Annotated in this window: 23 protein-coding genes and 1 riboswitch; of the genes, 15 read left to right on the top strand and 8 right to left on the bottom strand. The window is 71.0% G+C overall.

Translation table 11 applies throughout. The features are described from left to right. Nucleotides 1-37: 37 nt before the first annotated feature. From OG230_RS05540 to OG230_RS05525, 4 genes are all read right to left on the bottom strand, one after another. Entirely contained in the window at nucleotides 38-451 is a 414-nt protein-coding gene (locus OG230_RS05540; RefSeq protein ID WP_328909002.1) for a hypothetical protein, read from the bottom strand. 290 nt (nucleotides 452-741) lie between these two features. Continuing rightward, nucleotides 742-2,124 carry a uracil-xanthine permease family protein gene (locus tag OG230_RS05535; protein WP_328909001.1) on the bottom strand — a complete coding sequence of 461 codons (1,383 nt, stop codon included), beginning with the start codon at nucleotides 2,122-2,124 and terminating at the stop codon, nucleotides 742-744. Between the two features lie 149 nt (nucleotides 2,125-2,273). Continuing rightward, nucleotides 2,274-2,444 (bottom strand): hypothetical protein, encoded by a 171-nt coding sequence (locus tag OG230_RS05530; RefSeq protein WP_424921789.1) that lies wholly within the window; start codon nucleotides 2,442-2,444, stop codon nucleotides 2,274-2,276. A gap of 159 nt (nucleotides 2,445-2,603) precedes the next feature. Then, nucleotides 2,604-3,833 (bottom strand): MFS transporter, encoded by a 1,230-nt coding sequence (locus OG230_RS05525; RefSeq protein ID WP_328909000.1) that lies wholly within the window; start codon nucleotides 3,831-3,833, stop codon nucleotides 2,604-2,606. A 137-nt stretch (nucleotides 3,834-3,970) separates the two neighbouring features. Here OG230_RS05525 and OG230_RS05520 point away from each other — a divergent pair, with 137 nt between their 5' ends. Further along, complete coding sequence (locus OG230_RS05520) at nucleotides 3,971-5,167, top strand: ROK family transcriptional regulator (protein WP_328908999.1); 1,197 nt, start codon at nucleotides 3,971-3,973, stop codon at nucleotides 5,165-5,167. 82 nt (nucleotides 5,168-5,249) lie between these two features. On the opposite strand, the gene OG230_RS05515 is transcribed toward OG230_RS05520, so the two are convergent. Next, nucleotides 5,250-7,604, bottom strand: a complete 2,355-nt coding sequence (locus OG230_RS05515; protein ID WP_328908998.1) for a chitinase C-terminal domain-containing protein — start codon at nucleotides 7,602-7,604, stop codon at nucleotides 5,250-5,252. 265 nt (nucleotides 7,605-7,869) lie between these two features. After that, nucleotides 7,870-8,000: riboswitch (FMN riboswitch) on the top strand. A gap of 157 nt (nucleotides 8,001-8,157) precedes the next feature. On the opposite strand from OG230_RS05515, the gene ribD reads away from it, so the two are divergent. The 10 genes from ribD to OG230_RS05465 all read left to right on the top strand — a co-directional run bounded on the left by ribD (nucleotide 8,158) and on the right by OG230_RS05465 (nucleotide 16,726). Next, nucleotides 8,158-9,258, top strand: a complete 1,101-nt coding sequence (gene ribD / locus OG230_RS05510) for a bifunctional diaminohydroxyphosphoribosylaminopyrimidine deaminase/5-amino-6-(5-phosphoribosylamino)uracil reductase RibD (RefSeq protein ID WP_328908997.1) — start codon at nucleotides 8,158-8,160, stop codon at nucleotides 9,256-9,258. Further along, the gene (locus OG230_RS05505; RefSeq protein WP_328908996.1) at nucleotides 9,259-9,879 is read left to right on the top strand and encodes a riboflavin synthase; all 621 of its coding nucleotides are present in this window, start codon (nucleotides 9,259-9,261) and stop codon (nucleotides 9,877-9,879) included. It abuts the gene before it with no gap. Further along, complete coding sequence (locus tag OG230_RS05500) at nucleotides 9,876-10,520, top strand: nicotinamide mononucleotide transporter family protein (RefSeq protein WP_328908995.1); 645 nt, start codon at nucleotides 9,876-9,878, stop codon at nucleotides 10,518-10,520. The genes OG230_RS05505 and OG230_RS05500 overlap by 4 nt, the downstream gene beginning before the upstream one ends. Next, a complete protein-coding gene (locus OG230_RS05495) occupies nucleotides 10,517-11,815 on the top strand; it encodes a bifunctional 3,4-dihydroxy-2-butanone-4-phosphate synthase/GTP cyclohydrolase II (protein ID WP_328908994.1) in 1,299 nt (432 codons plus the stop codon). The genes OG230_RS05500 and OG230_RS05495 overlap by 4 nt, the downstream gene beginning before the upstream one ends. A 28-nt stretch (nucleotides 11,816-11,843) precedes the next feature. Then, a complete protein-coding gene (gene ribH, locus OG230_RS05490) occupies nucleotides 11,844-12,329 on the top strand; it encodes a 6,7-dimethyl-8-ribityllumazine synthase (RefSeq protein WP_307128077.1) in 486 nt (161 codons plus the stop codon). A gap of 34 nt (nucleotides 12,330-12,363) precedes the next feature. Then, nucleotides 12,364-12,636, top strand: a complete 273-nt coding sequence (locus tag OG230_RS05485; protein WP_056787177.1) for a phosphoribosyl-ATP diphosphatase — start codon at nucleotides 12,364-12,366, stop codon at nucleotides 12,634-12,636. A gap of 53 nt (nucleotides 12,637-12,689) precedes the next feature. Continuing rightward, nucleotides 12,690-13,538: an ATP phosphoribosyltransferase gene (gene hisG, locus OG230_RS05480; RefSeq protein WP_328908993.1), complete on the top strand. Its 849-nt coding sequence runs from the start codon at nucleotides 12,690-12,692 to the stop codon at nucleotides 13,536-13,538. A gap of 38 nt (nucleotides 13,539-13,576) precedes the next feature. Beyond that, nucleotides 13,577-14,053: a PH domain-containing protein gene (locus OG230_RS05475; protein ID WP_328908992.1), complete on the top strand. Its 477-nt coding sequence runs from the start codon at nucleotides 13,577-13,579 to the stop codon at nucleotides 14,051-14,053. Between the two features lie 205 nt (nucleotides 14,054-14,258). Next, nucleotides 14,259-15,626, top strand: coding sequence for a hemolysin family protein (locus OG230_RS05470; protein ID WP_328908991.1), 1,368 nt, complete (start codon nucleotides 14,259-14,261; stop codon nucleotides 15,624-15,626). Next, nucleotides 15,623-16,726, top strand: coding sequence for a hemolysin family protein (locus OG230_RS05465; protein ID WP_328908990.1), 1,104 nt, complete (start codon nucleotides 15,623-15,625; stop codon nucleotides 16,724-16,726). The genes OG230_RS05470 and OG230_RS05465 overlap by 4 nt, the downstream gene beginning before the upstream one ends. Nucleotides 16,727-16,879: 153 nt before the next feature. On the opposite strand, the gene OG230_RS05460 is transcribed toward OG230_RS05465, so the two are convergent. Together OG230_RS05460 and OG230_RS05455 are read right to left on the bottom strand one after the other, a co-directional pair. Next, a complete protein-coding gene (locus OG230_RS05460) occupies nucleotides 16,880-18,787 on the bottom strand; it encodes an AAA family ATPase (protein WP_328908989.1) in 1,908 nt (635 codons plus the stop codon). 357 nt (nucleotides 18,788-19,144) lie between these two features. Beyond that, nucleotides 19,145-19,774, bottom strand: coding sequence for a uridine kinase family protein (locus OG230_RS05455; RefSeq protein WP_328908988.1), 630 nt, complete (start codon nucleotides 19,772-19,774; stop codon nucleotides 19,145-19,147). Nucleotides 19,775-19,949: 175 nt separating this feature from the next. Between OG230_RS05455 and OG230_RS05450 the strand changes: the two genes are divergently transcribed. Then, nucleotides 19,950-21,317 carry a peptidase C39 family protein gene (locus OG230_RS05450; RefSeq protein ID WP_328908987.1) on the top strand — a complete coding sequence of 456 codons (1,368 nt, stop codon included), beginning with the start codon at nucleotides 19,950-19,952 and terminating at the stop codon, nucleotides 21,315-21,317. Between the two features lie 337 nt (nucleotides 21,318-21,654). After that, a complete protein-coding gene (locus OG230_RS05445) occupies nucleotides 21,655-22,827 on the top strand; it encodes an acyl-CoA dehydrogenase family protein (protein ID WP_328908986.1) in 1,173 nt (390 codons plus the stop codon). Nucleotides 22,828-23,359: 532 nt separating this feature from the next. Here OG230_RS05445 and OG230_RS05435 read toward each other — a convergent pair. Next, nucleotides 23,360-23,758 carry a hypothetical protein gene (locus OG230_RS05435; protein WP_328908985.1) on the bottom strand — a complete coding sequence of 133 codons (399 nt, stop codon included), beginning with the start codon at nucleotides 23,756-23,758 and terminating at the stop codon, nucleotides 23,360-23,362. 201 nt (nucleotides 23,759-23,959) lie between these two features. Between OG230_RS05435 and OG230_RS05430 the strand changes: the two genes are divergently transcribed. Further along, entirely contained in the window at nucleotides 23,960-24,400 is a 441-nt protein-coding gene (locus OG230_RS05430) for an Lrp/AsnC family transcriptional regulator (protein ID WP_328908984.1), read from the top strand. A 46-nt stretch (nucleotides 24,401-24,446) separates the two neighbouring features. Beyond that, nucleotides 24,447-26,087 (top strand): amidohydrolase, encoded by a 1,641-nt coding sequence (locus OG230_RS05425; RefSeq protein ID WP_328908983.1) that lies wholly within the window; start codon nucleotides 24,447-24,449, stop codon nucleotides 26,085-26,087. Nucleotides 26,088-26,226 lie beyond the last annotated feature (139 nt).

The raw sequence follows: 26,226 nt of genomic DNA, 5'->3' as shown, positions 1-26,226 counted from the left end.
ACCCGATCAACTGACTGGCCTATCGAAAGAACACGCTTTACCCGGACTCGCCGGTGAGGCAGGCGTGGCACAGGCATCGGTCCGGGTGCGGACTGTACGGCGCCGTCTCGGCGCGGTACTGGCGCGCATACCGCTCCAGCGTCGCGGAGGCGTCCGCTGCGTAGTCCGCGCCGAGTCCACGTTCGCGTCCTGCCTCACGCAGCCGCTCCAAGACGCGCGGGGTATGGACGAGCTTCGGTCGGAAGCCGTGGAGGTGGCGCGTCGCCGTGTCGATGACGATCCACCGGCTGGTGTGCCGTTCACGTCCGACCACCGTGACCCGATCGCCTCCCGGACCCCAGTACGCATTGGCTATGTACACCTTCGCCCCACCCTTGAAGCACTTCGTCCCCGGGCGCAGTTCCTGGCCGCCGACTCCGCATCGACGCCAGGCCACAACGTTCGCCGCCACCAACCAGACAGACTCCTGCCGCGGGACATCGGACTCGTTCACTTGCCCCGCCCTCCTCGCGGACACCCTGCCGGATCCGCAGCAGCCATATTCGGGCTCGCGTCCCTTTACGGTTCGCAGGCAACTCGTGAATTGAGCAGCCTCCGATACATCCTCACGCAACGCCCCGTCGGTTGTCGGCCAAGCCTGCGGGACGAGGCCGCAGGCTTGGCCGAGGAAGATCCGAACTTGTGGTGGGCCGCCATGTACCAGGCGCTGGCCGACAGCTCCTGGTACAGGAATGCCTGTGATCAAGATTGGTCAAGACCTCGGTCGTACCCCGGATTGCTCGATTCGGCGAGCGGTGGCTCGTCCTTCATATGGGCTGGTGCCAGGGCTCGAAGGGCGTGGTAGCCGACGACAACGATCAACGTCCCCAACGCGATGCCGCTGAGCTGGAAGTTCTCGGTGAGCGTCAGGCTGACGTTGCCGATTCCGATGATGAGTCCCGCGGCCACGGGTACGAGGTGGAGCGGGTTGGACAGGTCGACGCGGGAGCGAACCCAGATCTGGGCGCCCAGCAGGCCGATCATGCCGTAGAGGATGACGGTGATCCCGCCGAGGACCCCGCCGGGAATGGCGGCCACGACGGCACCGAACTTGGGGCAGAGCCCGAACAGGATCGCGAAGCCGGCGGCGCACCAGTAGGCGGCGGTCGAGTAGACGCGGGTGGCGGCCATGACGCCGATGTTCTCGGCGTACGTGGTCGTGGCGGGACCGCCGACCGACGTCGACAGCACGGTGGCCGCACCGTCCGCCATGATCGCCGTGCCGAGCTTGTCATCCAACGGATCGCCGGTCATCTCGCCGACGGCCTTGACGTGTCCGGCATTCTCGGCGATGAGCGCGATGACGACGGGCAGGGCGACCAGAACGGCGGAGAGGGAGAAGCTCGGGGCATGGAAGGTGGGAAAGCCGACCCAGTCGGCCCTGGCCACCCCTGAGAGGTCGAGGCGCCAGTGGTCGACCGATTCCGTACCTCCGGCGGGGGAGTGGATCTTGCCGAAGACGCGGTCGAAGACCCAAGAGATCAGGTAGCCGAAGGCCAGGCCGAGGAAGATCGCGATACGGGACCAGAAGCCGCGCAGTACGACGAGGGCGAAGCCCGTGAAGAGCATGGTGAGCAGCGCGGTCCACTGATCCTGGGGCCAGTAGGTGCCGGCGGTGACGGGAGCCAGGTTGAACCCGATGAGCATGACCACCGCGCCGGTGACCACCGGCGGGAGAACGGCGTGGATGATGCGGGCGCCCAGGGCGCGAACAACCGCCCCGCACAGGAAGAGGACCGCGCCGACGACCAGCAGTGCGCCGGTGAGGGTTGCCGCGTCGCCGCCCTGAGTCTTGATGACGGCAGCCACGCCGATGAAGGACAGGCTGCTGCCGAGATAGCTGGGGATACGGCCACGGGTGATGAGCAGGAAGAGGATGGTGGCCACGCCGGATGCCATGACAGCGAGGTTGGCGTCCAGCCCCATCAAGATGGGGGCGACGAAGCAGGCTCCGATCATGGAGACCACATGCTGCGCACCGAGGCCGGTGGTGCGCCCCCAGGTGAGCCGCTCATCCGGTCTTACGACTTCGCCCGGTGCGAGGCTCTTGCCGTCGCCGTGAAGCTTCCAGCCGAAGCCCGCCATGGTCTTGCTCCTTGATGTGTTGCTGGGTGGTGATGAGGCCCGGCCGACGAGGTCGGACAGCTTCGTTCATTGGCGGAACGGATGGTTCCGAGGGGCACCCGCCTGGCGCACCCCCTGCTCTGTGGGGAAGTGCCGAGTGTCCGTGTTCATCATGGGTGCGACGGGGCGACGAACGAGGCGCCGAACATGGCCACCACGTGCTGGGCGCCCAGTCCGAACGTACGGGGCCAGGAGAGCCGCTCGTCGGGCCTCACCACGGCCCCCGGCGCGGGGGTCTTCCCGTCGCCGTGCAAGGTCCAGCGCACGCCGAGGCCGCCCATGGTTGCTCCAAGTCTGTCCGTGCGGAGTGTTCACCGCGTAAATCCGTGCGGAGTGTTCACCCGCCGAAAAGATCAGCGCCATGTTAATGCCGCAGGCCACCGCACCCGTGCAGCGCCCCGGGCGCCGGAGCCCCCGGCCGGCCCCGGCACCCGCCGGTCTCAGGTCGGGGTCCCGGCCTTCGCAGGCGACGGGCCGGGGACGCCGCCGCCCGTGGGCGTGCGATCGGCTCCGCGCAGCACGCCCGCGCCCAGCACCAGGCCGAAGGCCAGCGCCGTCACCAGACCGAACGACACGACGAGCGAGGTCGCCTCGGCCAGCGAGCCGATCGCGGAGGGGGCGATGAGCCCGGAGGTGTACGTGATCGTCGCGACGCCCGCGATGGCCTGACTCGGGTTGGGGCCGCTGCGCCCCGCCGCGGCGAACGCCAGCGGGACGACGACGGCGACACCGAGACCGAGCAGTCCGAAGCCGCACATCGCCAGGGCGGCGTCGGGCGCCAGGACCACGAGCAGTCCGCCCGCCGTGGCCAGCACACCGCCGGCCCGGACGGTCCTGACCGCGCCGAACCGGTCCACGACCTTGTCGCCGGCGATCCTGGCCACGGCCATCGTCAGCGCGAACGCCGTCGTGGACGCGGCGGCCAGACCCGCGGAACTGCCCATGATGTCCTTGAGGTAGACCGCCGACCAATCCAGGCTGGCGCCCTCGGCGAACACCGCGCAGAAGCCCACCGCGCCGATGACCAACGCCGACTTCGGCGGCAGGGTGAAGCGCGGCGGCGGCTCCTCGTCCGCCTCGCTGCGCAGGTCCAGCACTCCCTGGCAGGCGATCAGCCCGAGCGCCGTGAGCACCAGGGCCGCGAGGGTGTGGTGCAGCCTGGCGTCCGTGCCGAGGTGGGCGGCGACGGTGCCGGCCGCCGAACCGATCAGGGCGCCGACGCTCCACATCCCGTGCAGCCCGGACATGATCGACTTGTCGAGCCGGTTCTCCACCTCGACGCCGAGCGCGTTCATCGCCACGTCCGACATTCCGGCCGTCGCTCCGTACACGAAGAGCGCCGCGCAGAGCGTCACGAGGTTCGGGGCCAGCGCCGGCAGGACCAGCGCCAGCGTCCAGAGCACCAGTAGTCCGCGCAGCGCGGTCCTGGCGCCGAAGCGGTGGCTGATCCGGCCCGCCAGGGGCATCGAGAGCGAAGCGCCGATGGCGGGGAAGGCGAGAGCGAGGCCGAGCTGACCCGCGCTCACCGAGGCGTGGTCCTGGATCCAGGGCACGCGGGTGGCGAAGCTGCCGGTCACCGCTCCGTGCACGGTGAAGACCGCGGCGACCGCGATCCTGGCCCGCCTCACCTGTTCCCTGCCGAAGACCGTGTTGGTGGAATCCGTCGTCATACCGCCGTGCCCTCCCCTGGACGTGTGGCCCGCCGGGGTCCCGGCGGCCTTCTCCACTACGCGTGCCGTAAACTATCAGGAACCCTGCCTGATAAATAGACGCTCTCGTGCGGGGAAGGATCTGGAAGGATCGCGGCATGCCCGCTTCACCGAGCACCGCCCGGGCCATCAACGACCGGCTCGCCCTGGAACTGCTCCAGGAGGACGGCCCCTTGACGGCCACGCAGCTGAAAGCACTGACCGGACTCTCCCGCCCCACCGTCGCCGACCTCGTCGAGCGGCTCCAGGGGGCCGGACTGATCCGGGTCGTCGGCGAGAGCGGCGCCGAGCGGCGCGGCCCCAACGCCCGGCTGTACGGGATCGTCGCCGACCGCGCGCACCTCGCGGCCCTGGACGTACGCACCGACAGAGTCGCCGTGGTCGTCGCCGACCTCCTCGGGGTGACGCTCGCCGAGGACACCCTGCCCATCGACGGCGGGACCGGCACCGGCCCCGCCATCGAGCAGGCCGTCGCGCTGCTGGAACGCACGGCACGCACGGCGGGCTCCGCCCCCCTGCACAGCGTCGGCATCGGTGCCCCCGGACTGATCGACCCGGCCACCGGGGAACTCCGGCAGACGAGCGGCCTGCCCGCCTGGCACCGGGGGCTCGTCGCCGCACTCCAGCAGAGGCTGCCCGCCACCGTGCTCGTGGAGAACGAGACCAACCTCGCGGCCGTCGCGGAACGGCGCGTCGGTGCGGCCCGCGACCGCGACACCTTCGTTCTGCTCTGGCTCGGCCACGGCATCGGCGCCGCCGTCATGCTCGACGGCAAGCTGCGCCGCGGAGCCTCCGGCGGCGCGGGTGAGATCGGCTTCCTGCCCGTGCCGTGGACGACCGGGGTGCCTTCGGCCCTCAACTGCGACGGCGGTTTCCACTCGCTGGTGGGCTCGGCAGCCGTCTGCGAGCTGGCCGCCCGGCACGGCGTACCGGCGCAGGCGCCCGGGGGTGCCCGGGGCGGCCAGCAGGACCCGGCCGCGGTCCACGCGGTGCACGCCGCACTGGCGGGTGCCGCGGGCGGCGACGCCTTCCTGGACGCGCTCGCCGACCGCGTCGCGCTCGGGGCCGCCTCGGTGGTCTCGGTGCTCGACCCGGGCTGTCTGGTCCTGGCGGGCGAGGTGGGCCACGCGGGCGGCGGCGAGCTGGCCTCGCGGGTCGAGGAGCGGCTGGCCAGGCTGTCGCCGTTGCCCACGGAGGTCAGGGCCGGGGCGCTGGGCGGAGCCGCGGTGCTGCGCGGGGCGCTGGTGGCGGCCCGCGAGGCCGCCCAGGACGTCCTGTTCGCCCCCGGCGGCTGACGCGGCCCACAGGGCGCCCGTACACATGGCCGTGCGGTGACCGGGGGCGTTCCGGTCACCGCACGGCGGTCCTGACGGGGTCTCAGCAGGCCCCGAGGTCCTGCCAGACACCCCATTCACCGGTGGTGCCGGGCGTTTCCCCCTTCGTCCACCACTTGGCCTTCCACTGGTGGCCGGCGTGGCTGACGGTCGTGCCCGAGCCGTACTCGGCGGTCGCGCTCCAGGCCGCCGCCGTGCAACTGCCGCCCGGGGACGGGCTGGTGGACGGGTCCGGGGTCGGCGTGGCGGACGGGTCCGGCGAGGGGCTGGTGCCCGTGCCGGGCTCGACCACGGTCGTGCCGCGGGCCAGGTCACCGGCGAGGGCGTACGACTTCCCGCCGAAGGTCACCGTCCAGTTGGACGGCGTCGAGGTCGGCAGGTAGTAGACGAAGTCCAGCTCCACCGAGGCGCCCGGGGCCAGGGTCTGCCAGGCCGGGAGCTTCAGCGAGACGCGGTTGTAGTCGCCCTTGAGTCCGCCGATGTTGTTCGCGGCGGTGTGGTCGCTGCGGACGATCGTCGTGCCGAAGCCCGACTGGTCCTTGGCGTTGGCGGGGGCCGAGGTGGCGTAGTCGAACCGGAACTCGGTACCGCCGGGCAGCGTGGCCTTCGTGTTGTTGGTGATCTTCAGCTTGGGGCTGATCGGGTAGTTGGAGTCACCGAGCGGGAACTGGCCGAAGGACACGTCGATGTCCAGCGCCTCGGTGGGCAGGTCGATCGTGGACCGCTTCGCGCCGTACGGGGTGGCCGACTTGAACTTCTCGTACATCGCCGACGTGAGCGTGGACCCCGGCTCGTACTGGCCCTTCCCGGCGTTGAACGCGTAGTCGCCCGCGAGCTCCCAGATCATCGTGCCGCCGATGCCGCGGTCGACGACGTAGTCCGCCTTGGCGGCGATCGACTGCTCGTCCTCGGTGGAGAGGAAGACCTTCTTCTCGGCGTTCCACAGCCACGGTGCGACCAGCGTCGAGTCGTACTTGCGGGCGTAGGTGCCCGTCAGCTTCGTGTCGGTGGGGAATCCGTACTGGGTGACGTAGTCGCCGACCACGCCCTTCTCCAGGTTCTTCGCGTGCCACATCGGGTTGGAACCGGCAGGTGCTTCCTTGCCGCTGGTGTCCAGGTCGTGCCAGAGGTTGTCGATACCGACGGCTCCGTCGCCGCACTTGGTCAGGCCCGCCCCGGCCGGGCACTCGGTCGTGGGCGCCTTGCCCCACAGGCCGTCCGTCCCGCCCTGCACGTTCTTGAAGCCGCGGGTGTAGTACGGCAGGCCGATGTTGATACGGCCGGCCGGCATCGAGCCGCGGAAGTAGTGGTAGGCCCAGTCGGTGTTGAGGTAGCCGACCCCGCCGTACTGCGAGGTCGAGTACACCCCGGCCTGAGCGAGCTCCGCGTCCTTGCCGTCGTCGAAGAGCGAAGCGTTCGGACCGACGTACTCGTTCCAGGCGCCGTGCAGGTCGTAGGACATGATGTTGACGTAGTCCAGGTACTTCTGGACCTGGAAGGTCTCCATGCCGCGCAGCAGGTAGCCCGAGGACGGTGCGGCCACGGTCAGCAGGTAGTGCTTGCCGTCGGCGGCCGAGGCCCGGTCGAGCTTCTCGCGCAGCGTCTTCATCAGCGCGGCGTAGCTCTTGACGAGTCCGGCCCGGCGGGCGTTGGCCAGCGTGTGGTCGAGCGGGTTGCCCGCGTCCTTCATCGTGGTCGGGTACTCGTAGTCGATGTCGACGCCGTTGAAGCCGTACTTCTTGATGAAGTCGACGGTCGAGTCGGCGAAGGTGTCGATGCCCGCCTGGTTGACCGAGCCGTCGGCGTTGGTCGCCATCGAGTAGAAGCCGCCGGAGTTCACCCGGTCGCCGTTGTCGTCGAAGTACCCGCCGGTCTCGGCCCAGCCGCCCACCGACACCAGGGTCTTCACGTTCGGGTGCTGCTTCTTGAACTTGTTGAGCAGGTTGAAATGGCCCTTGTAGGGGAGTGCCGGGTCCATCTCGGCTCCCGCCACGCCCGGCCAGGTCATCCCGGTGGAGGCGTTCTGCGGGCTGTCGGAGCCGACGGAGATCTTGTTCTGGCCGTCGATGTGCGCGAACGCGTAATTCAGGTGGGTGACCTTGTCCCACGGGATGTCGGAGGCGAGGTAGGCGGCTTTGCCGTCCTTGCCGGTGCGCCAGTTGGTGAAGTAACCGATGACGCGCCGCTGGTGGTCGGCGCCCATCTTCTCGCGGCCGTCACTGTCGTAGACCGAGCAGTACGGGACGTCCACGCCGGGGGTTTCGTACAGCCCGTCCGGACGACAGGACTCCTGGTCGGCGGCGGCCGAGGGGGTGGCGGCGAGGCCGCCCACGAGCAGCCCGGCGACGGCTGCGCCGGCTGCGAGCAGGGTGGCTCTCGCACGAGTGGGGGACAGCATTTGTCGTTCCTCCTGGGGAGGTCGGCAGAACACAACTGGCAAGGGGGGTGGGTCGTGTTGGGGTCCAGGGTGTGCGCACACCCTGGACCGAACCTCGGAGGTGACGCAGAGATTAAGAGGACTAGACCAGTGAGTCAATAGGTCTGGACCATCCGTCCTCGACTGTCCGGTGCGTACCCCTGCCGCGGGATCCTGTGAGTCACTCCACAAGGACTCGCCCGTATGGCCGACGAGCGTCCGTGGCAGACTGGTCCTGTACCAGCAGCAGCGCACTCCGGGGTCGGTGCAATTCCGAACCGGCGGTTATAGTCCGCGACCCGTCCGCATCCAGCGGCCGGTTGACCAGGTGGGATTCCTGGACCGACGGTTAAAGTCCGGATGGGAGGCAGTGCGCGGCGGGTTGTCACAGGTACGCCGCCGTCGGCGGATGCGTTCCGGATCTCCGGGACACGTGCATCCGTTTAGCCGTGTGTGGCGTTCCCTGTTGCGTCCCGCTTCATCTGTCGTCATCGACAGGCCCCGGAGTCCGTGCCCGAAGAGGCAGGAGGACCCGGTGGACACCGCAGCCGACATCACCGCCATGCGGCGAGCGATCGCGCTCGCAGCCCGCGGTCTCGGCTCCACCAGCCCGAACCCGGTCGTCGGATGCGTCATTCTCGACGCCGCCGGGGAACCGGCCGGTGAAGGCTTCCACCAGCGGGCCGGCGGCCCCCACGCCGAGATCCACGCCCTGCGCGCGGCCGGCGAGCGCGCCCGGGGCGGAACCGCCTACGTCACCCTCGAACCCTGCAACCACACCGGTCGCACCGGCCCCTGCGCCCAGGCGCTGGCCGAGGCCGGTGTCAGCCGGGTCCGCTACGCGGTCGCGGACCCGAATCCGCAGGCCACAGGCGGTGCGGACACCCTCCGCGCGGCAGGCGTCGAGGCCCGGCAGGGGCTCCTCGCCGACGAGGCCGAGGCGGGCAACGCCGCCTGGCTCACCTCGGTGCGGCTCGGCCGCCCGTACGTCCTGTGGAAGTACGCCGCGACGCTCGACGGCCGGATCGCCGCCGCCGACGCCACCAGCCGCTGGATCACCTCCCCCGAAGCCCGCGCCGACGTCCACCGGCTGCGCGCCGAGGCCGACGCCGTGGTCGTCGGCTCCGGCACCGCCCGCGCCGACGACCCGCAGCTGGGCGTACGCGGCATCGACGGCGCGCACCAGCCGCTCAGGGTGGTCGTCGACACCGGCGCCACCGCCGTACGGCCGGGCGCCCGGGTCCTCGACGGCACCGCTCCCACCCTGATCGCGGTCGCCGAGGACGCCGACACGGCCCACCTCCCCGAAGAGACCGTGCTCAGGCTGCCCCGCTCCGCCACCGGGCCCGGTCTCGACATCGAGGCCCTGCTCGGCGCCCTGTACGCACGGGACATCCGCTCCGTACTCCTCGAAGGCGGTCCGACCCTGGCCGGTGCCTTCGTCGCCGCGGGAACGGTCGACAAGGTCGTCGGCTATCTCGCTCCGGTCCTTCTCGGCGCGGGCCCCGCTGCCCTCGCCGATGCCGGAATCTCCACCATCTCCCGGGCGTTGCGCCTCGATGTGACCGAGACCGAACGCATCGGCCCCGATCTGCGCATCACCGCCGTCCCCGTCCCTGCTCGGAAGGGAAACTGAGTGTTCACCGGAATTGTCGAAGAACTGGGTGAGGTCACCGCCGTCGAGAAGCTCGACGACGCCTCCCGCTTCCGCCTGCGTGGCCCCGTCGTCACCGAAGGCGCCAAGCACGGCGACTCGATCGCCGTCAACGGCGTCTGCCTCACCGTCGTCGACCTCGGCGAGCACGAGTTCACCGCCGATGTGATGGCGGAAACCCTGAACCGCTCCAGCCTCGGCGCCCTGGAGACCGGCTCCCGGGTCAACCTGGAGCGGCCCATGGCACTCGGCGGCAGGCTCGGCGGACACATCGTCCAGGGGCACGTCGACGGCACCGGCCGCATCCTCGGCCGCGAGGTCTCCGAGCACTGGGAGATCGTGAAGATCTCCCTGCCCGAGGAGCTGACCCGGTACGTCGTGGAGAAGGGCTCGATCACCGTCGACGGCGTGAGCCTGACCGTCGTCGAGGCCGGCACCGACTACTTCACGATCAGCCTCATCCCCACCACCCTCGACCTGACCACGCTCGGCCTCAAGCAGGCGGGCGACCCGGTCAACCTCGAGGTGGACGTCATCGCGAAGTACGTCGAGCGCCTGCTCGGCGGCGGCGCGGTCCAGCAGCCCGAGGAGCCGGTGAAGTGAGCGCCCTCTCCTGGCTGAACTCGGAGGCGTTCACCGCCTTCGGCCAGCACATCATCTGGTCCGACCTGATCGGAAACACGATCGGTCTGATCGCCCTGACCCTGGGCTGGCTCCGCTCCGTGTGGACCTGGCCCGCCCAACTCCTCTCCGGCGTCGTCCTGGTGGCCGCCAACGTCTCCGTGCAACAGGCCGGAAGCGTCGGCAAGCAGCTCGTGGTCATCGCCGTCGCCGTCTGGGGATGGCAGCAGTGGACCCGCGGCCGGCAGCAGGCGCAGGACGGCTCCCTCGCCGTCCGCTTCGCGACCTGGCGCGAACGCGGCTACCTGATCGGCGGCGCCGCACTCGGCACCCTCGCCGTGGGCGGCCTCTTCACCGCGTTCCCCTCGCTGTCCTGGAGCCCGTGGGCCGACGCGTACATATTCGCCGGCACGCTCGTCGCCATGCTCGCCCAGGCCCGCGGCATGGTCGAGTTCTGGTTCGCCTGGCTGCTCGTCGACCTGGTCGGCGTACCGCTGAACTTCCACAGCGGTCTCGCCTTCTCCGGTCTCATCTACGTCGTCTACGGGGCTCTCGTCCTGTGGGGCATGCGCGACTGGTGGCTGCGTACGCGGACACCCGCTCTGGAAGGAGCCACGGCATGACTGCCCAGCCCACCTGGTTGCACCCGGAACACGGCCCGCACGTCGTGGACCTCTCCCTCGACCCCGTCGAGCAGGCCATCCGCGACATCGCCGCCGGACGCCCCGTCGTCGTCGTCGACGACGAGGACCGCGAGAACGAGGGCGACCTCGTCATCGCCGCGGAGAAGGCCACCCCGGAGATCGTCGCCTTCATGATGAGCGAGTGCCGCGGACTGATCTGCGCGCCCATGGAGAGCGGCGAGCTGGAACGGCTCGAACTGCCTCAGATGGTGGACCACAACACCGAGTCGATGAAGACCGCCTTCACCGTCTCCGTGGACGCCTCCGCCGCGCACGGCGTGACCACCGGCATCTCCGCCGCCGACCGCGCCACCACGCTCCGCATGCTGGCGGGCGGCGAGGCGGGGCCCGGCGACTTCGTCCGCCCCGGCCACATCTTCCCGCTCCGCGCCCGCTCGGGCGGTGTCCTCGTCCGCAACGGCCACACCGAGGCCGCCGTCGACCTGGCCCGGCTCGCCGGGCTGCGGCCCGCGGGCGCCATCGTGGAGATCGCGGGCGAGGACGGCGTCATGCTGCGCCTCCCCGAGCTGGTCCCCTTCGCCCGCAAGCACGGACTCACGATCATCTCCATCGAGGACCTGATCGCCTACCGCCGCAGCTCCGAGCCGACGGTCCGCCGCGAGGCCGAGGTCCGGCTGCCGACCGCGTTCGGCGAGTTCACCGCGTACGGCTACCGCTCGGTCACCGACGGTGTCGAGCACGTGGCCCTCGTCCACGGCGACATCGGCGACGGCGACGACGTGCTGGTCCGGGTCCACTCCGAGTGCCTGACCGGCGACATCTTCCAGTCCCAGCGCTGCGACTGCGGCCCCCAGCTGCACGCCTCCATGGAGCGCATCACGCAGGAGGGGCGCGGCATCGTCGTCTATCTCCGGGGCCACGAGGGCCGCGGCATCGGCCTGCTGTCGAAGCTCCGCGCGTACGAGCTCCAGGAGAAGGGCGTGGACACCCTCGACGCCAACCTGGAACTCGGTCTGCCCGCCGACGCCCGTGACTACGCCGCGGGCGCCCGGATGCTCCTCGACCTCGGTGTCCGCAGCGTCCGGCTGATGACCAACAACCCCGACAAGACCGCGGCGGTCCTGCGCCACGGCCTGGCGGTGACCGGCCGCGAACCCATGCCCGTCCAGGCCGGCGAGCACAACCTGCGGTACCTGCGCACCAAGCGCGACCGCATGGGGCACGACCTGCCCTGGCTCGACGCGGCCACCGCGTCGACCTGCGGCAACCAGTAAAGATCACGGAACGAGCGGTAGGAGAGACATGAGCGGCAAGGGCGCACCCGAACTGTCCGTACGCAACTGCGGTGACCTGCGGGTCGCGGTGATCGCGGCCCAGTGGCACGAGAAGGTCATGGACGGTCTCGTCGACGGCGCGCTGCGCGCCCTGCACGACCTGGGCATCGACGAGCCGACCCTGCTCCGCGTCCCCGGCAGCTTCGAGCTCCCGGTCGTCGCGAAGGTCCTCGCCGGACGCGGTTACGACGCGATCGTCGCCCTCGGCGTGATCATCCGCGGTGGCACCCCGCACTTCGAGTACGTGTCCCAGGGCGTCACCAACGGCCTCACCCAGGTCACCGTCGATACCGGGGTCCCCGTCGGCTTCGGTGTCCTCACCTGTGACACCGAGGAGCAGGCGCTCGACCGGGCCGGCCTCGAAGGATCCAACGAGGACAAGGGTCACGAAGCGGTCACCGCGGCCGTCGCGACCGCCGCGACGCTGCGCACCGTCAGCGAACCCTGGCGCTGAGTCCCGGTCGGCGACCCGTATTCTTAAGGACATCATGGCGAACAAAACCTTCGAAGAGCTCTTCGCCGAGCTGCAGCTCAAGGCCGCCAACGGCGACCCCTCCACCTCCCGTACCGCCGAACTGGTGGACAAGGGAGTGCATGCCATCGGCAAGAAGGTCGTCGAGGAGGCCGCCGAAGTCTGGATGGCCGCCGAATACGAGGGCAAAGAGGCCGCTGCCGAGGAGATCTCGCAACTGCTGTACCACGTCCAGGTGATGATGGTCGCCCGCGGAATCTCCCTCGACGACGTCTACGCCCACCTCTGAGCACACCCCCGCACGTTCCCGGAACTCCCTCCGCACAAAGGAAACCTGACCTCATGCTGCGCATCGCCGTCCCCAACAAGGGTGCAATCTCCGGGCCTGCGATGGCGATGCTCCATGAGGCGGGCTACCAGCAGCGCAAGGAGTCGAAGGAACTCGTCCTGGTCGACCCCACGAACGAGGTCGAGTTCTTCTACCTGCGGCCGCGCGACATCGCGATCTACGTCAGCTCCGGCCGCCTGGACATCGGCATCACCGGCCGCGACCTGCTGCTGGACTCCGGTGCCGACGCCGAGGAGATCCTCCAGCTCGGCTTCGCCCGCTCCACCTTCCGTTACGCCACGAAGCCCGGCACGGCCACCGGCCCGCAGGACTTCGACGGCATGACGGTCGCCACCTCCTACGAGGGCATCGTCGCCAAGCACCTCGCCGAAGTGGGTGTCAAGGCATCGGTCGTGCACCTCGACGGCGCGGTCGAGACGGCCATCGAGCTCGGTGTCGCCCAGATCATCGCCGATGTGGTGGAGACCGGCACCAGCATGCGCAACGCCGGTCTGGAAGTCATCGGCGAGCCGATCATGTCCTCGGAAGCGGTCGTGATCCGTCGCAAGGGCGCCCCTGCCGACGAGCCCAAGGTGGAGCAGTTCCTGCGCCGCCTCCAGGGCGTCCTGGTCGCCCGCAGCTACGTGATGATGGACTACGACTGCCGCGTGGAGCACCTGGAGCGCGCCGTGGCCCTCACCCCGGGCCTGGAGTCGCCGACCATCTCCCCGCTGCACCACGAGGGCTGGGTCGCGGTCCGCTCGATGGTCGCCGCCAAGGAGGCCCAGCGGATCATGGACGACCTGTACGAACTGGGTGCCCGCGCCATCCTCACCACGGCCATCCACGCCTGCCGCCTCTGACGGCCGGGAACCACGAACACCGGAAGACAGAGAACCCGATGACCGCCCCCGCGCCCCGGCCCGAACGTCCCGCCCTCCCGGTCACCTTCAGGCCCACCCTCACCCGAGTGGTCCTGCTGACCGTGGGGCTGGCGATGTTCGTCGTCATCACCGTCGTCGCCCTGGCGCTGGAGAAGCTGAGCGCGGGGGAGCGGACCAGTTTCGTCTTCGTGGCGCTGCTCTTCTTCGGCGTCCTGGCCCTCCTCAGCCGGCCGAAGGTCGTCGCCGACGAGGACGGTGTCACGGTCGTCAATCTCACCCGCACCCGCAGGCTGGCCTGGGCGGAGATCCTCCGCGTCAACCTGCGGGTCGGAGACCCCTGGGTCTTCCTCGACCTCAGCGACGGCACCAGCCTGCCCGCCCTCGGCATCCAGCCCGGAATCGCCAAGGAACAGGCCGTCCGGGACGCCCGCGCGCTCCGCGCACTCGCCGAATTCCACGGCACCGGAGCGGACGCCGGTACGGAGAACGGCTGAGCCCCCTGCCCCGTACGGCCCCTTCTTGACTACTCTTGAGGGCGGCGGCGCCCGGTGCGCCCCGCCCCGCACGAGAGGTCCACGAGGCCGGCGGGGCTTTCCTGCGACCCAAGGAGTGACTCCCTCCAGCAATGGACGGATCGTCCGGTAGTACCTGCGCCGCCCCAGCAGAGCCTGAGCTCACGCTCTTCCCGGAGGCGGCGGTATGACCACCCCCCTGCTGCTGCTCGCTGCGGCATTCCTTCTCATCCTCGCCAACGGATTCTTCGTGGCAGCCGAGTTCGGGCTCGTCACGGTGGAGCGGCCGGACGCCGAACGCGCCGCCGCCGAAGGCGACCGGCGGGCCCGCACCGTCGTCGCCGCCCTGCGCGAACTCTCCTTCCAGCTCTCCGGCACCCAGCTGGGCATCACCATCACCTCGCTGGTCGTCGGCATGCTCGCCGAACCGGCGCTCGCCCAGCTGCTCGCCGGACCCCTCACCGCCACCGGACTGCCCGCCGGGGCCGTCTCCGGGGTCAGCGTCGTGATCGGCATGCTGCTGGCATCCGCCGTGCAGATGGTGATCGGCGAACTCGTACCGAAGAACTGGGCGGTCTCACGGCCGCTCCAGGTCGCCCGGTTCGTCGCCGGTCCCCAGCATCGTTTCGCCGCCGCCCTGCGGCCGGTGATCACCGCGCTGAACACCGTCGCCAACCGGCTGGTCCGACTGATGGGCGTCGAGCCCACCGACGAAATGGCCTCCGCCCGCACCCCGGGCGAGCTGGTCTCGCTGGCCCAGCACTCGGCCGAGGCCGGCGCCCTGGAACAGGACACCGCCGACCTCTTCGTACGCACCCTCTCGCTCGCCGGGCTCACGGCGCAGCACGTCATGACCCCGCGCGTGAAGGTCAGTGCCCTCCAGTCCTCGGCCACCGCCGCGGACGTCCTCAACCTCACCCGTGCCACCGGCCTCTCCCGCTTCCCGGTCTACCGGGAACGCATCGACGAGGTCGTCGGCATGGTCCACCTCAAGGACGCCCTCGCGGTCCCCGCGGGCGACAGACTGCGCACCCCGGCCGGCCGGATCGCCGTACCGCCGCTCCTGGTCCCGGAGACGCTCCCGGTGGAGCAGCTGCTGCACCGGCTGCGCAACGAGCAGCCGATAGCGGTGGTGGTCGACGAGTACGGCGGGACCGCCGGCGTCGTCACCCTGGAGGACATCATCGAGGAGCTCGTCGGCGAGGTCAGGGACGAGCACGACGCCGTAGGCGCCGACCGGCCCGAACTCGTCCCCGCCGTCGCCGACGACGGGCGTCCCGCCTGGGACGTCGAGGGAAGCTGCCGGGTCCTCACCCTGCGCCGGATCGGCCTCGACGTGCCCGACGGGCCGTACGAGACCGTCGCCGGCCTGATCGCGGACCTGCTGGGGCGCATCCCCGCCCCCGGTGACCGGGCCGAGCTCCCCGGCTGGCGTATCGGCGTCCGCCAGGTCGGCCACTACCGGGCCGAGCAGGTCCGCTTCGTGCGCCTGACCGACGAGCCGGCACCGGCCGGCGAAGCCTTCTCCCACCGCCTGCTGGAGGCCGTGCGATGAGTCTCGTCCAGTTGCTGTTCGCCGGACTGCTCGTGCTCGCGAACGGCTTCTTCGTCGGCGCCGAGTTCGCGCTGGTATCCGTGCGGCGCAGCCAGGTCGAACCGCTCGCCGCGAGCGGATCGAGCCGGGCCAGGCAGGTCCTGTACGGACTGGAGAACCTGCCGCAGATGATGGCCGCGGCCCAGTTCGGCATCACCCTCTGCTCCCTCACCCTGGGAGCCGTCGCCGAGCCGACCGTCGCCCATCTCCTGGAGCCGGTCTTCCACGCCGCGCACGTACCCGAAGGACTCGTCCACCCCCTCGGATACGCACTGGCCCTGGCCCTCGTCGTCTTCCTCCACCTCGTCATCGGCGAAATGGTCCCGAAGAACCTGGCGATGGCCGCCCCCGAAAAGACCGCGCTGTGGCTCAGCCCGGCCCTCGTCGGCTTCGCCCGGCTCTGCCGGCCGGTCACGGCGGCCCTGGGCGTCTGCGCGCGGCTCGTCCTGCGGCTCTTCGGCGTCGAGCCCAAGGACGAGGTCGAGGCGGTCTTCACCAGCGAGCAGCTCAACCGGCTCGTCGAGGACTCCGGACAGGCCGGACTCATCGAGCCGGCCGCGCAGGAGCGCCTGGAGGACGCGCTGGAGATGGGCAGCAGGCCCGTCACCGATGTGCTGCTCAGCCGGGGGTCCCTGGTCACGGTGGACCCGTCCGTCACCCCGCGCCAGGTCGAGGAACTGACCGTTCGCACCGGCTTCTCGCGGTTCCCGGTCTGCGCGGAGGGCGGCGGTCCGTTCATGGGCTACCTGCACGTCAAGGACGTGCTGGACCTGGAGGACGACGAGCGCGCCGTGCCGCAGCAGGTCTGGCGCCCGATGGCGACCGTACGCGCGGAGCTCCCGCTCGACGACGCCCTGACCGTGATGCGCCGCGCCGCGACGCACCTGGCCCAGGTCGCCGACGCCTCAGGGCGGGTACTCGGCCTGGTCGCCATGGAGGACGTCCTGGAAATGCTGGTGGGCGAGGTCCGCGATCCGGCCCACCGGATCTCCGTACCGCGCCGCACGGTGGACGTACCGGCGGACCAGAAGGAGCGGAAGGCCATGGCCGGACGCCCCTGACGCCGGGCGGCGCACATCAAAGCGCCGAGCGGTTCCGGGCCTTCTTCGCCGGGCGGGCGGCCATCAAGCCCGTCCGGCGATGGAGGGCAGTCTTCCGGCCGGTCCGGCGATCGAGGACGAACCGGCCCGCCGGACGCCCCGCACGCCACTCCGTCAGGCCGCGCCGGGTTCCTGCGGGCCCCGGTTCACCGGCCCCCGGCCGGACAGCACCTCGCCGTACGCCTGCATGAGATCCGGCAGGCGCAGGGTGGCGAGATCGTCCCGGGTCGGCACCGCCGCGTACCCGGACAGCCGAAGATCACGGTAGGCGCAGCTCTTCTCGTACAGGGTCCGCAGGAACCGGCCGTTGCCCAGCTCGTCGATCCATCCCTGGTCCACGACGTGCCCGCTGATGCTGCGCAGCTCCTCCAGGGACTCCTCGTCCCAGACGTCCCCGTTGTCCGCGGCCAGCACCCCGCCGATGGCCGTCAGTTCCAGCGGCCGGTAGCTGGGGAAGTCGACGCGGCTGGTGAAGCGCGAGGAGAGACCGGGATTCGTGGCGAGCAGCCGGTCCATGCCCTCCGGGTAGCCCGCGAGGATCACCACGAGATGGTCCCGGTTGTCCTCGGCACGCTTGAGGAGCACCTGAAGGGCCTCGTCCCCGTACGCGTCGCCCTTGCTGTAACCGGAGTTGGAGAGGCTGTACGCCTCGTCGACGAAGAGCACCCCGCCGAGCGCCGAGTCGATCAGCTCGTTCGCCTTGACCGCCGTCTGACCGAGGAACTCGCCCACCAGGTCGGCCCGTTGGGCTTCCACCAGATGGTCACCGCCGAGCAGGCCCAGTGCGTAGAAGACCCGCCCGAGAATGCGGGCCACCGTCGTCTTGCCCGTGCCCGAGGGGCCGGAGAAGACGAAGTGCCGTTTGGGCGGCTGGACGGGAAGGCCCTGCTCGGCGCGCAGGCGCGCCATGTTCAGCTGGGCGGACAGGGCCTTGACCTGCCGTTTCACGGGTTCGAGGCCGACCATGCGCTCCAGCTCGGCCAGCGCCTCGGCGAGCAGCTCCGGGTCACTGGGCCCCGCCGGGAAGACCGGAGGCCCCGGCCGGCCTGCCGCCGGCGACTTCTCCCGCACCCCGTCGGCCGGTGGCGGTGCGACGATTCCCGCCAGGCCCTGCGGATCGCCGCCGAGCCACGGCTCCCGGCCGTCGACCAGATCCGTGCCCAGGAGCGCGTCGCCGTCGATCTGGGTCTCGGTGCCCAGGCCGTCCGAACCGAAGCCCGTCAGGGCCACGGAGGCCAGGTCGGCGGAGTCGTCGTACCCGTCGCCCTCGGAGATCGCCGCGAGCCGGGCCGAGGTGTCCATGAACGCCGGGTCGATGCGGTGCACCGCACGGTAGAGGGGCAGCGCCGCGGCGCTCCGGCCGGTGCCCTCGTGGGCCCTCGCCAGCCAGTAGCGCAGTTCCTTGCGCTGCGGCTGCTCGCTGCGGCAGCGCATCAGCGCGGCGGAGAGCAGCGGTTCGGCCTGCCCGTACATCTCCAGACGCACCCGGGCCATGCCCCCGAACAGTCCTGCCTCGATGCCCAGCAGCGGGTCCTCGACGAGCTGCTCGGTGTTGCGTACGAGCTGTTCCCAGTCCTTGACCAGATACGAGCGGCAGGCGTGCAGGAACCGCACCTGCGGATCCGCGTCGACCGGCGGAAGCCCGGCCAGGGCCCGGTCGAGTTCGGGCACGTGGCGGCCGTCCAGCCAGTGGGAGGCGTGCGCGAGGAGCAGGTCGCGCGGGCTCTCCAGCACGGGCTGCACCCACCAGCCCAGCCAGTACCAGGAGTTGAGCGTGCGGCGATGCCGGGCGCGCTGTTCCCCGAAACGTTCGCGATGGCGGTACATGCGGAGCAGAGCCGTCGTCGTGTCGACCCGCAGGGCATGGAGGCCGAGCCAGCCGTCCGCCATGCCGGGGTCGAAGCGCACCGCGGTTCTGAACTCCTCCTCGGCCTGCGGGTACGCGCCCATCGTGTAGGCGTCCACACCGCGCAGCCAGGCCAGGTCGGCGGGGGCCTGTGCGCCCTGCGTGCCGATGTCCATCAGGTCCCCCACAAACCGTGCCCCAGGATGTCCCGCCCGCACAGCATGCCCACCTGGGCACGCCGAATCACCGTGCCGGGGACGGGAATTGACCGCACCGCAGTGCATCGTACCTGCGAAGGCAGTACGCGGCTAAGGGTGTGGCCGACGATGCAGTCGTGACCGTGGGTAAGCGAAAGGCTCCTTGTGGAGCCGGTGGAGGAGGTGCGCGCGCAGAACGAAGCCCCCGATCACGGGGGAACAACCGGGGGCTTCGCGTCTGCGGGGGCTCCGAAAAGCCGCACATTGAGAACGTAAGACCTGTACGGCCCCTCGGTCAAGCCGAGTTGAGGCACTTCCGAGCCGATTTCGGACTGCTCAGTAGGGCGGTGTCGCGCTGTCACCGTGGGTGACGAAATGGCTCGCCCCTGTGGTGGCTCGGGGCCCCTTCAGCCACTCGTACCCCACGGGCAACTGCCGTATCAGTGCATCGGCGAAGGGTCGTGAGGGGTCGTCGGCGAAATGCCGCTCCTCGGCGGCGGTCCAGCCGTCCCAGAACTCCCCGAGCGCGGGCCCGTCGCGGTGCCGGCCGCGCTCCCAGGACGGACCGCTCGCCAGCTCCATCCACAGCAGTCCCGCGAGCAGGGGACGTACCTCGCGCCGCCCGGAGCCCACGCCCTCCAGCAGCACCACGGGCGCGGGCTCCAGCGTCCGCGCGGGGCCGAAGCGCCGCAGGGTCCAGTCGTACGGCGCGTAGTGCGCGCGCTCGCCGCGCGCGAGGGGGGCGAGGACCTGCTCGTGCAGCCTGTCCGTCCAGGCGAAGAGCTCGTCATGGGTCGCGAGGTCGTCCAGATGAAGGACGGGCGCGTCGTCGAGCGCCGCCGAGAGACGGGCCGCGAAGGTGCTCTTGCCCGAGCCGGCGTGCCCGTCCACCGCGAGCAGCCGCACCGGACCGCAGGACGGGGGCAGGGCCCGCAGGCCACGGGCGTGCTCGGCGAGGTCGGTCATCCGCCCAGCCTACGATCCCGGCCGAAGCAACCGCAGGTCACGCCAGTGGACCAGACCAATATTGGTCCAGCGGCACGAGCCGAATCGCTGGCCGAACGGGGCCGCGACCCGCAATAGTTGGCCCACCTGATCAGCACCCGCAGCCCCATTCCGCTTACGACCGGGGGTCTCGCCCATGACCAGACCGACTTCGCGCAGGACCGTGCTGACCGCCGCGCTCGCGGCGGCGAGTGGTGGTGCGGTGGCAGCCGCAGTCCCCGCCACGGCCGCGGCCGCCGGCCCCGCAGGACCCGCCGCCCCCACGGCCGCGGCCCCGCTGGTGGACAACCGCTTCTGGAACACGTACACCGACTGGCGCTGCGGCTCCGGATCGGGCACACGCGTGGTCGCGGGCCGCAGGCCCGGGCTGGTGATCTCCGCCCCCGCCGGGCGCAGCGACTACACCGACCCGCACACCGGTACGACCAGCTCCTGGGAGTACGCGACGTGGACCTCACCGGTCCACCGCTCGAAGGTCCCAGCCACCGAGGTGATCGCCTCCTGGAACGCCGATGCCCCCGCGGGCACCTGGGTCCAGATCGAACTGCTCGGCACCTACTCCGACGGCACCGACACCCCCTGGTACGTCATGGGCCGCTGGGCGGCGGGCGACGGCGACATCCGCCGCACCTCCGTCGACGACCAGAGCGACGGCAAGAGCTCCATCTGGACCGACACCTTCTCCGTGGACGACGCGGCGAGCGGGCTCCGTCTGCTCTCGTACCGCCTGCGGCTCACACTCCACCGCACGCCGGGCACCGCCCTCACGCCCACGGTCTGGCGCGTCGGCGCGATGGCGTCCGACGTCCCGGACCGTTTCACCGTCCCCGCCACCGCACCGGGGCTCGCCCGCGAGCTCGCTGTGCCGCGCTACTCGCAGAACGTCCACGTGGGGGAGTACCCCGAGTACGACAACGGCGGTGAGGCGTGGTGCAGCCCCACCTCCTCGCAGATGATCGTCGAGTACTGGGGACGCAGGCCCACCGCGGACGACCTGGCCTGGGTCAGGCCGGACATCGTCGACCCGCAGGTCTGCCACGCGGCCCGGTACACGTACGACCACCAGTACGAAGGCTGCGGCAACTGGCCCTTCAACGCCGCCTACGCCGCCACGTACAAGGACATGAGCGCGGTGGTCACCCGCCTCGGCTCGCTCACGGACCTGGAGAAGCTGGTCGGCGCGGGCGTCCCGGTCATAACGTCACAGTCCTTCCTCAAGGAGGAGCTGACCGGGGCGGGCTACGGCACCTCGGGCCACCTGATGACGGTGATCGGCTTCACCGCCGAGGGCGACGTGATCGCCAACGACCCGGCGTCGCCGTCCAACGAGGCGGTACGCCGCGTCTACCGGCGGCGCGAATGGGAGAACATCTGGCTCCGCACGAAGCGCTACGACGCCACCGGCAAGGTCAGGGGAGGCACCGGGGGAGTCTGCTACCTCTACTTCCCCGCCGCTCCGACGGCGGCGCAGAGCCGGGTCCTGAAGTCGCTGGGAATCCTCTGACGGCTCGGGGGCGGAGGGGTCACCGGACTCCCCGCCCCACCGGCCGGCCCCGGAGACGGAGGCGCCGGCGGAACTCCGGCAGGCCCGGACCGGTCGGCCCAATGGTGCGGACCATTTCCGGGACCGCCCGGTGCCGCCGTGCACCCCGTGACGGAAGCGCTCCGATCGGGCATACTCAACCCGCCACAGCCGCTGGCCAGCGCCTCTTGTGATCCGAGAGGGCAGGATCGGTTGGGGAGTCATGCTTTTCCGGGCCGAGCCCGGGATCACCCGGCGGCGCCGCTCCTACCCCGCGCGTGCGACCGCCGCTACGCCCGACAGGGAGGAGAGCGCAGTCATGTCCGACCGTGCCCCGCAGCTGGTGGAACGCAGCCTGCCCACCGAGGAGTCCCGGCAGCTTGTCGCACTCGTACGCGACATCGTGTCCAGGGAGATCGCGCCCCGCGCGGCCGAGGAGGAGGAAGCGGGCCTGTTCCCGCGCGAGGTCTTCACCCTGCTCTCCGAGTCCGGGCTGCTGGGACTGCCCTACGACTCGGACCACGGCGGCGGTGACCAGCCGTACGAGGTCTACCTCCAGGTCCTGGAAGAGCTCGCCGCCGCCCGGCTCACCGTCGGCCTCGGCGTCAGCGTCCATTCGCTGGCCTGCCACGCACTCGCCGGTTACGGCACCAAGGAGCAGCAGGCCGCGCACCTGCCGGCGATGCTCTCCGGCGGCCTGCTGGGCGCCTACTGCCTCTCCGAGCCCGCCTCGGGCTCCGACGCCGCCTCGCTGCGCACGAAGGCCGTGCGCGACGGTGACGACTGGGTCATCACCGGTACGAAGGCGTGGATCACCCACGGCGGGATCGCCGACTTCTACACGGTGCTGGCGCGCACGGGTGTCGACGGCCCCCGCGGCATCACGGCCTTCCTGGTCCCGGGTGACGCGGAAGGCATGAACGCGGCCCTCCCCGAGAAGAAGATGGGCATGAAGGGCTCGCCCACCGCCCAGCTGAACTTCGACGGCGTCCGGATTCCCGACTCCCGCCGCATCGGTGAGGAGGGGCAGGGATTCGCCATCGCCCTGTCCGCGCTCGACTCCGGCCGGCTCGGGATCGCTGCCTGTGCCATCGGTGTGGCTCAGGCGGCTCTGACGGAGGCGGTCGAATACGCCACCGCACGGCGCCAGTTCGGCCGTCCGATCGCCGACTTCCAGGGCCTGCGGTTCATGCTCGCCGACATGGCCACCCAGATCGAGGCCGGCCGGTCGCTCTACCTGGCGGCGGCCCGTCTGCGCGACGCCGGCCGGCCGTTCTCCCGGGAGGCGGCGATGGCGAAGCTGTTCTGCACGGACGCGGCCATGCGGGTGACCACGGACGCGGTCCAGGTGCTCGGCGGCTACGGCTACACGCTCGACTTCCCCGTCGAACGGCTGATGCGCGAGGCCAAGGTGCTCCAGATCGTCGAAGGCACCAATCAGATCCAGCGCATGGTCATCGCCCGTCACCTCGCGGGCCCCGAGACGCGCTGACGCGCACGTCCGACCACACGGGTGTCGTCATGATGCGGTTCCACTCCGTGTCGTGGCGGCCCGGCAGCGTCCGTCCCGCGCTCTCCCAATGGCGCAGCATCGCGCGGTAGATGGGCGGGTCGGCCGAGTGCGACATGCCCGGCCGGCCCAGTCCCTGCGTCGTGGGCTGCGGCATGGGCTGGGGCGCGGTGCGCTGACGCTCCTGCGTCCCGGGTCGGGACACGGGCTGGGGCGCGGGCTGCGACCGGGACGGCGCACCGGGCTGCGGAACCGATTCCTCGGGGGTCGGAGCGACGAGACGGCGTCGACCTGGGCCGGCCGTGGAATGCAGCGTGGTCATACAGATCCAACGCCGGAAGCCGGGAACGGGTCACTGCCGGACCCGTTCGAGCGCCAGTTCGTCAGGTGTACGTGACGCGCCGGGCCGTCTCCGGCCGGGCTCTTCGCCGTGCCGGCCCTGAGGGACCGGCCGGTGAGTGGCTGTCGGCACCACGCCGGGCGACCCGTCGTGGTGCGGCGCGACAGTAGTACGTCAGGCGGCGTGACGCCGCATCTGCGGCACCCGCAGCGGGCGCGAACCCACGCCGCCGGCGTGCGAGAACGGCTGCATCCGCCAGTCGAGACCCTGGGGGAGCGTCAGGAGGAGGGCCGTCTCCTGCTCCTGGGCGTCGAGCGACTCGTCGGCGGGGCGGGCCCCGGCCGCGGAGCGGCCCGTACCCGCGCAGACCGTGAGGCCGAACGGGTTCCAGGGGCTCGGGCACAGCGCGTGCTCCGGCAGGACGTCCTCGTCGGCCAGCAGCGCGATCGGCTGCGCGCAGTCCGGGCAGATCACCCGGTACATCTCGAACGTGTCGTACGCGTCGGGCGTGCCGTCCTCGTCCGGATCGACGGGTTCCGGTTCGGTACGTCCGGTGAGCTTCAGGCTCTGCATGGGAATTCCCCCCTCGGGTGGGCCGACAAGGCGCCGTGGCCTCGGCCACAGCAAGCACTTCCCGTCACGCGTCGGCCGTAACCGCGAGGCCGTCCGCTACCCATCCGTAAACCTGTGGCATTCGTCACATGCCCCCCGCAGGTGCCCTTCCGGGGCCCTTACGGCTGTGCCGGAAGGGGACGGGGGCATAGGTTGATCCGCATGGAGGAGCTGGACCGTCAGATTGTGGAGTTGCTCGTCAAGGACGGGCGGATGAGCTACACCGACCTGGGCAAGGCCACGGGCCTGTCCACCTCGGCGGTTCATCAGCGTGTCCGCCGGCTGGAGCAGCGCGGGGTGATCCGCGGCTATGCCGCGGTCGTCGACCCCGAGGCCGTCGGCCTGCCCCTCACCGCGTTCATCTCGGTGAAACCGTTCGACCCCAGCGCACCCGACGACATCTCGGAGCGGCTTTCCGAGGTCCCGGAACTGGAGGCGTGCCACAGCGTCGCGGGCGACGAGAACTACATCCTCAAGGTGCGGGTGGCGACCCCCCTCGAACTGGAGCACCTGCTCACCCGCATCCGCACCCTCGCCGGTGTGTCCACGCGCACGACCGTCGTCCTCTCGACCCCGTACGAGGCGCGGCCCCCGCACATCTGAGGGGGCCGCGGACCGCGGCGCTCCGGGCAGGCGCGAGACTGGTCCCATGACCGAGAGCACCGCCCCCCAGAGCGACCACCGCACCGTGCTGCTGCGCGGTGGAGACGTCCACAGTCCAGCCGACCCGTTCGCCACCGCGATGGTCGTCGAACGCGGCCACGTCGCCTGGGTCGGCTCCGAGGGGGCCGCCGACGCCTTCGCGAGCGGGGTCGACGAGGTGATCGACCTCGACGGGGCCCTGGTCACCCCGGCGTTCACCGACGCCCACGTCCACACCACGTCCACCGGCCTCGCCCTGACCGGGCTCGACCTCTCAGGCGCCCGCAGCCTCGCCGATGCCCTCGGCCTCGTGCGCGCGTTCGTGCGCACCCACCCCGGGGACCGTGTCCTGCTCGGTCACGGCTGGGACGCCACGCGCTGGCCCGAGCAGCGCCCGCCGTCGCGTACCGAGCTCGACGCGGCGGCCGGCGGCCGGCCCGTCTATCTCCCCCGGATCGATGTGCACTCCGCGGTCGTCACGACCGCGCTCCTGGACCTGGTCCCCGGCGTGACGGAGCTCGTCGGCTACCACCCCGACGCCCCTCTCACCGGCCCCGCGCACCACGCCGTGCGTTCCGCCGCGCACGGCGCCCTTTCGGCCCGTCAGCGGACGGAGGCGCAGCGTGCGGCCCTGCGGCACGCCGCCTCGCTCGGCATCGGAACGGTCCACGAGTGCGCGGGCCCCGACATCTCCGACGAGGACGACTTCACCGGGCTGCTCAAGCTCGCCGCCGAGCAGCCGGGACCGAGGGTGCACGGTTACTGGGCCGAGCGGATCAGCGACGAGAAGGGTGCCCGCCGCATCCGGGAGCTCGGCGCGATCGGGGCGGCCGGCGACCTCTTCGTCGACGGCTCGCTCGGCTCGCACACGGCCTGTCTCCACGAGCCGTACGCGGACGCTCCGCACACCGGTACCGCCCACCTGGACGCGGCCGCGATCGCCGCCCACGTCGCGGCCTGCACCGAGGCCGGACTCCAGGCCGGATTCCACGCCATCGGCGACGCCGCCGTCGCCGCCGTCGTGGCGGGCGTCCGGGCCGCGTCCGAGACCGTGGGGCTCGCCCGCGTCCGCGCCGCCCGGCACCGCGTCGAGCACGCCGAGATGCTCACCCCCGAGACCATCGCCGCCTTCGCCGAGCTGGGCCTGACCGCGTCCGTCCAGCCCGCCTTCGACGCCGCCTGGGGCGGCGAGGACGGCATGTACGCCCAGCGGCTGGGCACCGAGCGGGCCAGGACCCTGAACCCGTACGCGGCGCTGCTGCGCGTCGGCGTGCCGCTGGCCTTCGGCTCGGACAGCCCGGTCACCCCTCTCGACCCGTGGGGCACCGTGCGGGCCGCCGCGTTCCACCGGACGCCCGAGCACCGGATCTCCGTACGCGCCGGATTCACCGCCCACACCCGCGGGGGCTGGCGGGCCGTCGGCCGCGACGACGCAGGCACTCTCGTGCCGGGCGCCCCGGCCGACTACGCGATCTGGCGTACGGCCGAACTGGTCGTCCAGGCGCCCGACGACCGGGTCGCCCGCTGGTCGACCGACCCCCGGTCCGGTACCCCCGGCCTGCCCGATCTCACTCCTGGTGCCGAACTTCCGGTCTGTCTGCGGACCGTTGTCTTCGGACAAAGTGTCTACGTACGGCCGAACGAGTGACGTACGGACATTTCGTACCGCCGGCCGATGGCGCGCCCACTCTGCCGCGACCTGCGGATCTTCGTCACTGACCAGGCATTTTGGTTGAAAGTCGCAGGTCAAACGACTATTGACAGAACGCGCCCACCGGCCGGTAGGT

Origin of the sequence: Streptomyces sp. NBC_00234, assembly GCF_036195325.1 — a bacterium.
Taxonomy (GTDB): domain Bacteria; phylum Actinomycetota; class Actinomycetes; order Streptomycetales; family Streptomycetaceae; genus Streptomyces.
Note: the sequence above shows the minus strand (reverse complement) of the source record. Positions and strands in the feature narration are given on the sequence as shown.